Origin of the sequence: Shewanella sp. SW1 (assembly GCF_025653545.1) — a bacterium.
In the GTDB taxonomy this organism is placed as follows: domain Bacteria; phylum Pseudomonadota; class Gammaproteobacteria; order Enterobacterales; family Shewanellaceae; genus Shewanella; species Shewanella oncorhynchi.
In genome coordinates this window covers 55,240-69,297 of sequence record NZ_JAKKSG010000016.1, presented here as the reverse complement: position 1 = coordinate 69,297, position 14,058 = coordinate 55,240, and the positions used below count along the sequence as shown (strand labels likewise).

The window sequence follows — 14,058 nt, the reverse complement described above, 5'->3', positions numbered from 1 at the left end:
CGTCGAGCCTATAGGGATATATTCACGGCGAGTCACTGGAATGAGAGTGCTTAATCATTAGTTATGTCGTCACTCATGTGTTTATCGCTTTAAGAAGAACTCATCTCACAATCCCTACTCTATGATTTTTTATCAATCAGCCTCGCTCATGGTTGACGTAATTTTGTTTTTAAAATCATTGGTTAATACAACAATCCGAGCAAACACACTACGGTGCTGGCGGGCAATATGGGCTGTAACCAGCGTGGTTTGTAACTGAGTAAAATCACTAGAATTATCGAACTTAAACACACCCAGCCGAGCAGTAATACGCTGGCGTACGCTGGGCCGTAATGACGACTGGCAAGCCAATAACACAGGACGAGCGTTGCAGTACCAGCGGTGCGAAATCCGCGTGCTTGTACATCGGTTAACGGGCGGTTACGCACGGCGCGGTGGTGGCTAAAATAAGATAAGGCCAACAGTCCCATGGCGATAAAACAGGTTAACAATTCGCCTGTGGCTGTCATGATTCAACTCCTAATTCTGCCGTCGCTTTGGTTACCCGTGTAGCCAGCACTTTTTTAGGGCTACGCAAGCGTTTGGCTGCCATGTAAAACAGCGCTGCAAGTGCGAGCATCATGAGATCAAATCCTGCGAGAACATAGGCTTGGCGCTGTAGATTGCTTATCAGCTGATACTGCGAAGTCATGGCATTGAGCAGGGGTAGCAGGCCATAAAGCAAGGATGTGAGTAAAAAAAGTCGTTGCCATGTTTGTTTATTTCGTTTGAAACAAGCGAGCAGTGCGACTAACGCCCAACTGATAAAGAAACAATGGATTTCCCAGTTTTCTCTATCTGCAAAGGTGACGGGTAAGAGTCGATTGGCATAAAAATAACAGGCTAGCGCAATGGGCAGGCCACCAAAGGTGGCGAGATTCAACATGTTCACTAGCGTGAGCCCGCTATGATTCTTATCTTTTTTAAGCTGCTTTTGTGCCAGTTTATCGGCCCACATAATCGCGCCGCTGGCGATCATCACGCAGCCTGTTAATCCCGCCAGTAAATACAGTAAACGTAGGCCTTGGCCTGCAAAGCGACCACTGTGCAGGGCTATCATGGCACTTTGGGTTTGATTCGCTCCCGAAGTCACAGCCGACTGCGCCAACACTGCACCTGTCACAGTAGACAAGTGATACCAAGGCGCTTGCTGATTTAAGCTGTGCTCAGGGGCGATTTTGACTGTTACGCTGGCATTGCTGTCGTTGAGATTATCAAACTGTAAGCCTTCAAGTGGCGACTCACCGACGACATTGTAAATCGCACTGAGCAAACTCTGACTATCGAGCATAGTGGCTGGCGTGCCAGTGGCGGCGGGAGTTTGGTAAATGGGTTTCCATTGCGAATAAAAGGCTTGAGTTTCATCACCATATTGTGTGTTAAGTCCCCATGGCATATACATAAACATCAAAGTCACTAGGCCGGTATAAGTGATCATTAGATGAAAGGGCAATGCGAGAACTGAGCTGGCGACATGGGCATCTAACCAAGAGCGCGGGCCTTTTCCGGGGCGAAAACTAAAAAAATCCTTAAAAATACGTTTGTGGATCACTATCCCGCTGATGATGGCGACCAGCATGAACATAGTGCAAAAACCGACGATCCAACGCGCCGTGAGTACACTCATGTAGTACAAGTCGAAATGCAGTCGATAGAGGAAATCGCCCCCTCGGCTTTCCCGTGCTTTAGGTAAGGCTTCACCTGTCGCAGGGTTAATAAAGCCTTGATGATAATCACCAAATCGCTGGCCTTCAGCGGCGGGATCGCTCCATGCATAGGTCAGTAATGGCACCCGTTGTGTGGGTAAGTAAATCCACCATGACTCAGCGTCAGGCGCTTGTTGTGCCAAGGACGTGAGGCCCTTGAGTATCAATTGTTGATTATCCGCATTGGCATCATATTGGCTGCCGTGGTTTTCGGGTTGCATCCACAGGTTGATTTCAGCACGGTAATAGGCCGCTGTTCCGGCGAAAAAAACCAGAAACAACACCCAGCAGGTGAGCAATCCAACCCAAGTGTGTAGCCAAGTCATTGAACGAAAAAAGGAGTCTTTCATAATCCACTCCCTTGAGCACTTGTAGCATCAAACGCTTTAGCGGCGAGGTAAGCTAAATACAGCAGACCGCTAAGCGCGAATAAATCCAGCCAGTATCGCCATGTTGATTTAACGCTGAACACCCAAATCACGGCGCAGGTGTACACAGTAAATGACAGCATCATGGCGGTTAACACCCGATCAACCTGAGATAACGGCAGGATTTGCGCGAGCAAAATAGTCGCGACTGCACTTAACAAATAGCCACCAAAGGTTGCTGCGAGACAGCGATTACCTATGTGCAGGCTATCGCTCCAGATGGCTGACGTTTTCCAGCGCATCAGTCTTTGTGTTAACGGCGGAGTCGTGTTGGTTTTTTCAGTCATGATGGTGTGCCACTTCTGCTGAATTTGTCTTGTGGGTGCGGGATAGCACAGAGATTAACAGGGCGGGTAAAAAGGTTAAGCTGAGTAGCGTTGCCACGATAAGGCCAGCCAACACCACTATGCCAACGCCGCGGTAGAGTTCGCTGCCAGCACCGGGGAATAACACCAACGGCAATAAGCCAAACAAGGTCGTCGCGGTAGACATTAGAATCGGTCGTAACCGACTGGCGACGGCAGATTTTACGGCATCAACGACACCAAACTGACCCGATTGCAGGTTTTTACGGCTCTGTTCCACGATCAAAATCGGGTTGTTAACGACTGTGCCTAATAGGATTAGAAATCCAAGCATAGTAATCATATCAAAGGGTTGGTGCCAACCTTGGCCGCCAAGATACGCAAATAAGCTGCCAATAGAATTAAGCGCTTGTAAGCCGACTAAACCGCCAGCGAGTCCGAGCGGGATAGTGATCAGCACAAATAACGGATAACCCCAGTGATTAAAAATCGCAACTAATAATAAGTAGATGATCAACACGGCGACCAGAAAATTGCTGGAGAGTGCCGCTTTCGTCGCTTCGAGCTGATCAGCTGCGCCCGAAATATCCAAACTGACATCTTTGCCGACCGCACCCTGTTGATAGAGGATGGGGACTAATTCTTCCCGCACCTTAGCCACCGCGGTTTCTAACGCAATGGAACGCGGCGGAATAATGTAAAGGGTCACGGTTCTGCGGCCATCGACGCGGCGTAAACTGTCGCTATCCATTTGCTCGCTAATGTCGGCCAAGGCTTGCAGTGGCAGTACATTGCCCTTAGGCGTCACTATTGGTGCGAGTGCCAATTGCGACAGACTCTGTTGATTGCCTGCCAGACTAAATAGAAAGATATCCACCTTGTTATCATTGAGGAAAAACTCGTCGACATAGGCGCCATCGCTCAGTGCCGAAACCGCATAGCCAAACTCGCTGCCGCTAAAATCTTGTTCTACAAGACGTTGCCAGCGAGGGGAAATCTGCCAAAGTGGTTGGTCTAGCGACAAGGTCGATGGGTCAGAATACAGCTGAGGTTCGGCAAATACTTTTTCCGCCGCTTGATACGCCGCTTCTGCAGCACGATAGAGGCTGGCTTGATTCGGGCCAGAAATATCCAAGGCGACAGCGCGGGTGCCACCATCGTTGCTGGAAATAATGGAACCCCGCGATGAATAGGCGCGCATGCCAGGATATTGCTCAAACAAGGCGGTGAGTGAGCTCATCATGGCATCCATATCTTGGCTGCGAACGGGTTCGCTCATCACCCAAATACTGCCGACACCTACACTGAGGGTATAGTATTTTAGCGGCGGGATTTTTTGCTTACCACGTTCAAAGGATGCCGCCTCGGCATTGACTCTCGCGGATAGCTGAGTCGTTAATTCTTCAGCAATTTTAGCCATTTCCGATAGGTTGTAACCCGGCGGTGCGACCATAGAAGTAAAGGTTTTTGGTTCTTCGCCTTCGGGTAAATATTCGGCCGGAGGCATAAGCCAAGCCGCAAGCCCAATCGTCGAGACGAGTGACAGCACAATCACAAAGGTGCGGCGTCTTGCCGACAGTACAAGTTGGCTGACTAAGCTCAATATGCGTGATGCTTTGGGGGGCTCACTTTGGTTTGTCTGCGCCGAGTGCATCTTACCGAAACCAAAACGGGCAATAGCGGCGGGTACGATGAACACCGCGACCAGCATAGAAGCGATAATGGATGAAGCGATGGCAATCGCGATATCCGAGTACAGTTGCCCCGCTTCTTGTTTGATAAATAGAATGGGTACAAACACTAGCACTGTGGTGAGCGTCGAGGCTAATACTGCGGGCCAGACATCGTAGATACCACTTATGGCTGCTTCGAGACGCTCTAATCCGCGTCTGCGCGCTTGTTCAATACTTTCGAGCACCACAATGCTGTTATCGACCGTCATGCCGATGGCAAAGGCAACACCCGCCAGTGAAATGACATTAATGGTGCGATTAAACACCAGCAGCCCGACGAAGGCGGCTAAGGTACACAGCGGAATACCGATAACACCAATCAGGGTGGCTCGATTCGAGCGTAAAAAGAGATACATGACCAAGGTTGCCAGTAAGGCACCTAGACCTAAATTGACCCACACATTTGCAACCGAATCTTGCACATAGCGCACATCATCACTGAATAACTCTAACTGCATGGCGTGCTGGGCGAGTTGATTTTGATTGATCTGCGCTATCACGGGCATCATGGCATCTTTGATGGCGATAACGTTAGAACCGACATCCCGTTTGACCGCTAAGCTGAGGGTGCGTTCTTGTTCGGCAAAGGATAGTTCTCGGAGCTCAGCGTGGTCGAGTTTTATCTCGGCAACGTCTTGCAGCAGAATATTCGTATTACCTTGGCGTTTTAAAATCAGTTGCTTAAGTTGATTTAAATCCTCAAAACGGCCAATTACCCGCAGTAAATAACGTTTTTTACCACTGTCGATATCGCCCGCAGAAGTGTCTTTGTTGCGATCTCGAATGGCTTGGCGCACGTCCATAATGCTGATGCCGCGTTGGGCGAGTTTGGCGGGATCGAGCCGTATTTGAATTTGCCGTTCAGCGCCGCCTTGAATAGTGACGGAGGAAACGCCTTTGACGCGCTCCATTTGTGGGCGAATGAAATCGTTAGCAAAATCGCGCATCATGTCTATATCTAGATTCAGCGGGTTCCCCGCGACAGGCACGAGGCGGAAATACATGAAAGCGTTGTCTGAATATGAACTGCTGTAAAGCCGTGGTTGATCGACGTTTTCAGGGTAGGACGATACTTGGCTGAGCGCATTGCTAACACGAATAAGCGCGTCGCTGATCTCAGTGCTCTGGGGGAATTCGAGTTCTATCCATGCCGAACCCGTATCAGCCCAAGATGTCATGCGTTGTAAGTTGGGCAGGGTGCGCAGGTAGCGTTCCTGTTCAAGCAGAATTTCTTTCTCGACGTCTTGCGGCGTTGCCCCCGGCCAACCTGTGGCCACGCTGATGGTGCGCACATCTAAGTCGGGGATCATTTGGATTGGGATACGCAGTGCGGCAGCCGTGCCCAATACGCAAAATATCAAGACGATGACCGACAGTAAGGTGCCATGTTTAATTCCAAACTTCAGCATCCCACTAACCTCCTACTGCAGAGTTGAGTACAGAGACTGGCTGTTGGTCTTGTAGGCTCTCGTTACCGCGGATCACCACGGGCGCGTCTTTGGGTAATGGACTAAGGATTTCAATCCCGATGGCGCTCGTATGGCCCACTTGAACGGTATGCCGTTGGGCTATGTTGTTTTGCACGGTAAAGACACTGAACTGGCCGTCGGGGTGACGGACTAGCGCATCTTGCGGCACGACAACACTGTGTTGTGCCCGCTGTAAGTGGAAGGTCGCAGTGGCCGATGTGCCGGGCATCAAAAGTCCACTCGCATCAGGAATGGTTAAGCGCACCAAGAAGCTGCGAGCATTGTGGTCGCTCACGGGGACGAGTGCATTCACATGGCCGATAAACTGCTGTTCAGGCAGCATATCTGCGGCAATATCGACTTGAGTTGCAGTGGCTATGTTTTGAAACATTTCCTGTGGGACTTGAATATCGAGCCAGAGCTGTTCTTGGGATACTAAGGTGAAGATTTCAGTGCCGACATTGACCCATTCACCGGTTTCAGTTTGTTTGCTTGAAATCACTCCCGCAAAAGGCGCGATCAGTTGGTGGCGGGCGACCACCTCTTTTTGGTGTGCTAATGCTGCCGTTAAACTCTGCAGATTAGCTTCGGCTTCGGTTAACGCCGCTTGACGAATCGCGCGCTCAGTTTCGGGGAATAATTGCAGAGAACTGAGCGTTTGCGCCTCGGTGAGGAGCCGCTGTTTTTCTAGCAGCATGGTCTTAGCGGCCATTAAATCGGCCTGACGCTGTGCTAATTGGTGTACGGCTAAGGTGTCATCGAGTGCGAGTAGAGGCTGGCCAGCGCGGACTTGCGAGCCCGCATCGACCAACACTTTGGCGACTAGGCCATCGGTGCGAGCCGATAAGCGGGCCACCCGTGCGGATTTAATGGAGCCACTGAGTGGCAAAAGTTCATTGGTATTGCCTGTTTGGGGCAAGGCAACTGTTACTGGTACTGCGTTTGCGTGGACTGCAAAACACAGTAGGTATAAACCTATCATTAAATACCGCACGTTAACTCCATCTCACTATTAAGATCATTACTGAGTGATAAAACTCGTGGTGGTGATGTGTAAAACACTATCAACTTCGTTGCCAGCCAGTGTTTGTTTGCCTTCTGTGGTGTGGTTACTGACGAGCAAGTAGCGGCCTGCATCTGGGGTATCGAGGGCGAACTTACCTTGGGCATCGGTAGTGAAAGACTTGCTCCAAAAACCGGGGCGATAAACTTGTACTGGATGATTCACCAGTGGTGCGCCTTTATAGCTAAGCACAAACTCGGGAGCGCCTGATTTTACTGGCGTAAATTCAAAATCTTGCAGCGCTTTGGTGTGTTCTTGTCCCGTGCGGGCATAGAGTATTGCGGCTTGTAGTCCTGTCTCAGTTTTCCATGGCTGCCACGCGGTATCGGCATAGAAGCTGACATCACTCTTGCCATCTTGGGTTTTAACCAACAAATGATCGGCTTTCGCTGTGGCGGTCAGCGGCGCTTTGGCATTGGCGTCGAAAATTCGTGCTGCGCTTAACGACGCTAACTCTTCGGCTGTGGCGTACTCTGAACCCGGTTCACCAAATTGCACTTTGACCGAACCATCGCTGCTGCGCTCAAGCCATACTTCATGTGCTTGAGCCGAAAAGGTGATACCGCCGAGTAAAGTGAGTAGTACAAGTGCTTGTTTCATTTGATCATCCTTAATGTTATTTCTGGTTAGGGCTATGTTTTAGAGCGTCCAACGTAGTGACAGTGTGGCATTACGTGGCTCGCCAAAGTCGGCGTAACCCCAGAGTGAACGGTTGTAGTTCTTGTCGAAAATATTGTTAATGTTCAATTGCATAGAAATAGATGGTGTGATTTGGTAGCCAAACATTAAGTCAACGAGTGAGTAGGCGGATTGTGTTTGGCGGTAAGCCACATTCGGCGCGCCATCGACACCCCAAATAGTGCCTTGATAGAAGGTGCTGCTCTGCCAGCGCCAGCTCGCACCTGCAGTAATGCCCGGCAGAATATCTTCAAAGTTATATTTTGTGGTGAGTTTGAAGATATCTTCGGGCAGATAAGTTTGACGACGTAGGCCATCTTTATCTTCTGCATTGTTGTGGGTATAACCACCGCTGATATCCCATAAGTCGGTAAGACGTCCGGCAATTTCTAACTCATAGCCCTTGGTGGTAATCCCATCCACACTTTCGTAGATAGAGTCACCGGAAGGTAGCTGACCTTTCCCTGCATATTCGGGTTCGTTGTCTTTATTGGTTTCGTAGATGGCGGCTGACATGTTTAGCGTGTCATCGAACAGCGCGACCTTGACGCCGCCTTCGACGTTGGTGCCTTCTGCAGGTTCGAGCAGTTGGCCATCCTCACCAAAATAGGTGCCAGGTTTGAAGATTTCAGTACGGCTAGCGTAGACAGCGATCTGCTCGGTCACATCGTAGACTAGGCCGTAGTAGGGGATGAAAATACCGGTTTTTTCCATGGTCGCATCTGTGCTGTTACCCACGAGATCATGCTTTTCATAGGACCAGTTACTTACGCGTCCACCGACCATTAATTTCAGTGAATCCAATACATTGACACGGACAGTGCCGTAAACACCCGATTGGCTTTGCTCATTGGTTTGGCCATTGGTGGGTGAATTAGGAATATTAGGCTTGGGGTAATTGCCCTGATCCGCGACGTTATAGCGACGTTGGCGTCCAGATTCAGTGTTGATGTTATCGAACTCGTTGTCACCGTAGTTAAAACCGATCACAGCGCTATGTTCACGGCCGAGTAAGTCGAAGTTACCCGTTGCATACAGGTTGAAACTGTTGGTATCTGATTCTCTATCATGCTGGGCGGCATAGGTATCACCCCAAGGGCCGACAAACTCGCCGGTTGATTTCACTATGTTGTCGCCAGGGTAAAAGGCCAATGCATCTATGGTGGCGTTAGCAATACGATAGGCACTGACGAGTGACCAGTCGTTATCGAATCTATGTTTAAATTCGGCCATGAGACTCTTTTGGGTCACGTCCCAATGGGTCCAGTCCTGTGAGCTAGAGTAGTTGCGGCCAAAATCGACAGCTGTGCCATCGGTATAAAATGCGGGATTAGAGTTCCAGTTATACACACCGTCGGTTTGTGATTTTTGATAGTCCGCAAATAGCGACAAGCTAGTATCTGTGCCGAGACTCGTTTCAACTACGCCATAGAGCACTGTGGTATCGCGCTGATAGCGATCGATAAAAGAGTCGCCTTTCTTCACCGCACTCACGAATCGACCTTTCACATTGCCCGAATCCGTTAGCCAGCCAGAAACATCGGCCTCAAGTCTATAGGTATTCCATGAGCCATAACTTGCACTTGCCGTGGCACGGGTGTCATCCGTTGGACGTTTACGAATAAAATTAACCGTGGCAGAAGGTTCACCTAAACCACTTAAAATCCCTGCCGCACCTTTTAATACTTCAACCCGTTCGGCAATCACAGGGTCTAAACCTTGATCAATTGAGCCGCTGTAAACATGGGATGAAGAGGTTGTGATTAAGCCGTCAATTTGAACACCGCTGTCTAGTGCATAACCGCGCACGAATATCTGACTATTTTCAGAGGCATCGCCCACCATAGTCACGCCAGGAGTGTGATTTAACACTGACTCCATAGTGACCAAACCTTTGTCGCTAATCATCTCTTCGGTAATCAAAGTGACGCTTTGTGGGGTTTCTTTGAGTGACATAGACAAACCCGTGGCGCTATTCATTGCCGCGCGGGTGTATGTTCCTACCACGTTCAATCTTTCTATCTGTTCTGTATCTTTTTTCTCATCTTGCTTAGGGTCAGTATTGGCTTGAACCGTCAGAGTAAGTGTGCTGAGAAGTACAGGGATCAATGGCGAGCGCCAAGACGTTAAAACAGATAGGGGAGGCATGGTATTTCAATCCTTTCAGGCGATTTCAGATTAAATAATGATTGGTGATCCTGAGTGCAAATAAAGCACATAGTTGCAAATGAGAATCGATCGCATGATAGGTTTGTTGAAAATAAATGCAATATGCCCAATGTGTAAATTGTTGAAGCGGGGTTGTAACTTATTGGCGAATAGTTTGTCAGCGAGCTGTGATAAGCGGTCGCGGTGAGTGCTGCACTTTTAGCGCATGCCTTACTATAACTCGGTTTCGAGGCATCGACTTTGAACAAAAGCTATTGTGGCTCGAGTCAATTTAGCCAACAAAAAGGCCACAGTCGTTACCGACTGTGGCCTTTAATCTTTACAATCGAATCGAAATCCAACGGACTTGTTAAGCCTAAAAGTGTGATTTACACCTTAGGTTTACGCCCGCACTTGGCCTGTGCCTGAGACTAAATACTTCTCAGCGGTCAAGGATTCGAGTCCCATTGGGCCATAGGCATGAAGCTTAGATGTCGCGATGCCGATTTCTGCTCCAAGGCCGAGTTCGCTGCCGTCGGAGAAGCGCGAAGAGGCATTGACCATTACCACAGAAGCATCGACCGCACGTTGGAAGTGTGCGGCAGTGACTTCGTTTTCGGTGCAAATCACTTCGGTGTGCTGGCTACCAAAACGGGCAATATGTTGGATAGCATGGTCAAAGTGATCGACTTGGCGAATGGCAATTTCGAGATCTAAATACTCTTGGCCGAAATCGTCTTCTTCCATGTAAGTACAGTTTTCAAAATAACCACCGGCTTGAGTACAAGCATTGATTTTAACCTTATGCTCGGCCAGCGCTTTGGCTACTTTAGGCAGGAATTGCGAGGCAATTTCTTGGTGTACTAATAGGGCTTCGAGGGCATTACATACGCCAGTGCGCTGGGTTTTACCATTGAGCAGTAAGTCCATAGCAATATCCAGATCGGCATCTTTATCGACGTATAAATGACACACGCCTTTAAAATGTTGGATCACTGGGATTTTACTGTTGTCAGTCACAAAGTTTATCAAGCCTTCGCCGCCGCGGGGAATGATCACATCGATATAATCTCGTTGCTGCAGCAGTTCTAGCATGAGGGCGCGATCTGGGTCTGGCACCACTGTGATTAACGCCTCGGGCAAGCCGTATTGTTTCAATACGCTTTGCAAAATAGTGGCGATAATTTTACTGCTGTGCAGCGCCTCTTTACCACCGCGCAGGATCACGGCATTGCCGGATTTAAAGCACAGGGCACCCGCATCGGCGGTGACATTGGGGCGCGCTTCATAAATCATACAAACCACGCCCAATGGAACGCGCATCTTACTGATGGATAAACCAGTAGGTCGTTGACCAATATAGCGTTCGTTGCCAATGGGATCGGGTAAGGCGGCGATGGTTTCAATGCCTACCGCCATAGCTTCTATACGCTCTGGCGTTAGCGTTAATCGGTCGAGCATGGCTGGGCCGACGTTATCGGCTGTTGCTCTGTGTAGGTCAATTAAGTTAGCGCTTTGGATTTCATAGGACTTTTCGCGTAATGAGCGTGCCATATCGAGGAGTACAGTATTTTTAAGCTGTTCGTCAACTTGGGCGAGGATCAGAGCCGCTTTGGCAGCTTCTTGAGATAAGTTTTTGATTAAATTCATATTTACTCCGCTTAGATGTTTACTCGCTTAGTTTTATTCGGCTGATGCTTATTCGAGAATGGCGATGTTTTTCTCGGAAATAATCGGTCCAGTCTTTTGCTGAAATTCACTGGCAAACTCGCGATCGTCTTGGTCCGTAATAAAGCTAAGCAAACAACTGCTGTAATTGGATTTGGCCTTGGCCAATTTAGTGCCATCGTCTTTGCGTACTAAAATGGTGTCACCGACAGAAAAGTCCCCATTGATGGCAACGACATCGTCACTGGTCAATTGCTCGCTATGGATATCAAGGGCGATATTAAAGTCATTTTCAACAATGACTTCGCCTTGAGCCTGCGAGGTATGTGTCATCCAGTGCAAGTGATCCTGCATTGGCTTCTCATCGGGGGTAAATAAGGTTCCTGGGTTTTGGCCCTTCAACAATTGGTTGAATGAGTCGGCATCAAAACCATTGATAATAAAGGTTTCGATCCCGTGGGAAATCGCCTTCTTGGCGGCTTGTATCTTAGTCCGCATTCCCCCTGTACCGACGGCACTGCTGGCGCCGCCCGCCATGGCGTAGATCTCGGCATTAATCTCGGTCACCTGCTTGATAAGCTGTGCATCGGGATATTCATGGGGGTTTTGCGTGTAAAGCCCATTCACATCCGAACAGATAATCAGCGTATCGGCATCGGCCGCAGCGGCGACCATGGCCGAGAGATTATCGTTATCGCCAACTTTGAGCTTGTCGGCGGTAACGGCATCGTTCTCGTTGATGATAGGCAATAGCCCATGTTCGAGTAGGCTGAAAATCGTGTCTTTAATACTGATGTAACGATCTCGATTGCGTAAATCACCGTGGGTTAACAGTAGCTGTGCGGTTGGGAAATCAAATAACTTGTTCCATGTGGCCATCATATCGGCCTGACCTGCTGCTGCCATGGCTTTCTTCACTGTGACGCTCGGTTTATCAACCTCGCCAAAGTGATGCCATCCTGCGGCGACTGAGCCCGAAGAGACCAAGACAACTTGGATCCCTTGGGCACGACAATAAGTAATAAATTGGGCAATGCCGAGTAAGTAGTGGCTGCTGCAACCTTGTTTGTGGGGTGCAATCAGGGCACTACCTACCTTAACGACAATGCGTTTCCAGGGTAAGTCAGTCATACCTGCGCGCCTCATCTGTCTTCGGCTAAAACACGGCCAGCCTTATGGAATAATTTAGTGGTTTTGGCACAGGGATCAGTATCGAGTAACGAGACTATCCAAATCACCACACTGCTCATGGCAAAGCCGGGGATCATCTCATACACCACTGTGGTTAAAGCTTTACCGTCAGCAAGTACTGGTGCATAAATCCAAAACAGCACTGTAGCTGCGCCTGACACTATGCCGGCAATCGCGGCTTTGTGGGTTAGGTTAGCTTTATACAAGCTAAACAAGACTAACGGACCGAAGGCGGCACCGAATCCTGCCCATGCATTACTCACCAGTGACAGCACACTGCTAGAGCGGTCAAGCGCCAGTAGACTTGCGACAATTGCCACGCCTGCTACGCCAAAACGTCCCATTTTCACCATGTCTTTTTCGCTAGATTCTTTCTTCGACATCACGCGATAGATATCTTCCGTTAGCGAGCTTGATGACACTAATAGTTGCGATGAAATGGTGCTCATGATCGCGGCCAGAATTGCGGCTAATAAGAAGCCACTAATGATCGGATGGAACAACAACTCAGAAAACACGATAAAGATGGTTTCAGGATCGGTCAGCTTCATGCCAAATTTATTGGCGTAAGCGATACCGACAAGACCTGTTGCCAGTGCACCCACAATGGTCACTGTCATCCAGCCCATACCTATGTGTCTGGCGGTTTTAATGTCAGCGACTGAACGAATTGCCATAAAGCGCACAATAATATGCGGTTGGCCAAAGTAACCGAGTCCCCAAGATAAGCTTGAGATAAGCCCTAACATAGTGACGTTTTGCATGGCATCGGTGAAGTGTGGAATCGATTGATACGCAAAGTTCAGCATAGTGTCAGCGCTGGTAAACTCTTGATATGCCACCACAGGCACTAAGATTAAAGCGACAAACATGATACAGCCTTGGACAAAGTCAGTGAGGCTCACTGCTAAGAATCCGCCCAACAAGGTATAAGAAACCACTACGCCGAGGGTGACGACTAAACCTATGTCGTAGTTCAGGCCGAATGCTGACTCAAATAACTTACCGCCAGCCACTAAACCCGCTGAGGTATACAAGGTAAAGAAGATCACAATGATCACGGCCGAGATAATTCGGATACTGCTGTTGGCATTGCCGAAGCGTTTAGCAAAAAACTCCGGGATAGTGAGGGCGTTATCCGCGACTTCGGTATAGACCCTTAATTTGGGTGCAACGACCAAGTAATTAATTAGAGCACCAATTAATAGTCCAAGTGCGATGTAAATGGTTTCGAAACCAACCAAAAACATTGCGCCGGGAAGACCCATTAGCATCCAGCCACTCATGTCAGATGCACCCGCTGAGAGTGCGGTGACCTGTGGGCTCACCTTGCGGCCGCCCAAAATATAGCCGGATACATCGCTGGTGGATTTTTTATAGGCGAATAAGCCAATAGCAAGCATGGCGATAAAGTAAATCGCTAAGGAAACGTAAGCCAGGTAATTCATGGGTTATTTGTCTCCTAACGCTTTGTTATTTTGAATAATACTCGGTTTCAAAATGACAAAGAGATAGGTGCTTAATATTGCGCATAAACACATAAACTGCATGGTTTCCTTGGCGTGTAATCGGGTAAAGCTTGCTACTTGCGAGATAAGATTTTCCTCTGGTGGGTTCTCCGTAGACATAA

The 14,058-nt window shown here is 48.8% G+C and carries 11 protein-coding genes; all 11 read right to left on the bottom strand.

Going from position 1 to position 14,058, the window contains the following annotated elements; all coding sequences use genetic code 11:
* Nucleotides 1–182: 182 nt before the first annotated feature.
* Nucleotides 183–509, bottom strand: coding sequence for a DUF3325 domain-containing protein (locus L5M71_RS15140; protein ID WP_212599464.1), 327 nt, complete (start codon nt 507–509; stop codon nt 183–185).
* Nucleotides 506–2,095, bottom strand: a complete 1,590-nt coding sequence (locus L5M71_RS15135) for a PepSY-associated TM helix domain-containing protein (protein ID WP_263208512.1) — start codon at nt 2,093–2,095, stop codon at nt 506–508. The genes L5M71_RS15140 and L5M71_RS15135 overlap by 4 nt, the downstream gene beginning before the upstream one ends.
* Nucleotides 2,092–2,460 carry a hypothetical protein gene (locus L5M71_RS15130; RefSeq protein WP_263208509.1) on the bottom strand — a complete coding sequence of 123 codons (369 nt, stop codon included), beginning with the start codon at nt 2,458–2,460 and terminating at the stop codon, nt 2,092–2,094. The genes L5M71_RS15135 and L5M71_RS15130 overlap by 4 nt, the downstream gene beginning before the upstream one ends.
* A complete protein-coding gene (locus tag L5M71_RS15125) occupies nt 2,453–5,620 on the bottom strand; it encodes an efflux RND transporter permease subunit (RefSeq protein ID WP_263208507.1) in 3,168 nt (1,055 codons plus the stop codon). Before L5M71_RS15125 ends, L5M71_RS15130 begins: the two co-directional genes overlap by 8 nt.
* 4 nt (nt 5,621–5,624) lie before the next feature.
* On the bottom strand, nt 5,625–6,674 hold the full coding sequence (locus L5M71_RS15120; RefSeq protein ID WP_263208505.1) for an efflux RND transporter periplasmic adaptor subunit: 1,050 nt from the start codon (nt 6,672–6,674) through the stop codon (nt 5,625–5,627).
* Between the two features lie 27 nt (nt 6,675–6,701).
* Nucleotides 6,702–7,343, bottom strand: coding sequence for a DUF4198 domain-containing protein (locus L5M71_RS15115; protein WP_263208503.1), 642 nt, complete (start codon nt 7,341–7,343; stop codon nt 6,702–6,704).
* A gap of 39 nt (nt 7,344–7,382) precedes the next feature.
* On the bottom strand, nt 7,383–9,569 hold the full coding sequence (locus tag L5M71_RS15110) for a TonB-dependent siderophore receptor (RefSeq protein ID WP_263208501.1): 2,187 nt from the start codon (nt 9,567–9,569) through the stop codon (nt 7,383–7,385).
* Nucleotides 9,570–9,971: 402 nt separating this feature from the next.
* Complete coding sequence (locus tag L5M71_RS15105; protein ID WP_263208498.1) at nt 9,972–11,219, bottom strand: glutamate-5-semialdehyde dehydrogenase; 1,248 nt, start codon at nt 11,217–11,219, stop codon at nt 9,972–9,974.
* A gap of 48 nt (nt 11,220–11,267) precedes the next feature.
* Complete coding sequence (gene proB / locus L5M71_RS15100) at nt 11,268–12,368, bottom strand: glutamate 5-kinase (protein WP_105250714.1); 1,101 nt, start codon at nt 12,366–12,368, stop codon at nt 11,268–11,270.
* An 11-nt stretch (nt 12,369–12,379) separates the two neighbouring features.
* The gene (putP, locus tag L5M71_RS15095; protein ID WP_219251434.1) at nt 12,380–13,876 is read right to left on the bottom strand and encodes a sodium/proline symporter PutP; all 1,497 of its coding nucleotides are present in this window, start codon (nt 13,874–13,876) and stop codon (nt 12,380–12,382) included.
* Nucleotides 13,877–13,879: 3 nt separating this feature from the next.
* Nucleotides 13,880–14,056 (bottom strand): hypothetical protein, encoded by a 177-nt coding sequence (locus L5M71_RS15090; RefSeq protein ID WP_168826181.1) that lies wholly within the window; start codon nt 14,054–14,056, stop codon nt 13,880–13,882.
* Between the last annotated feature and the right edge of the window lie 2 nt (nt 14,057–14,058).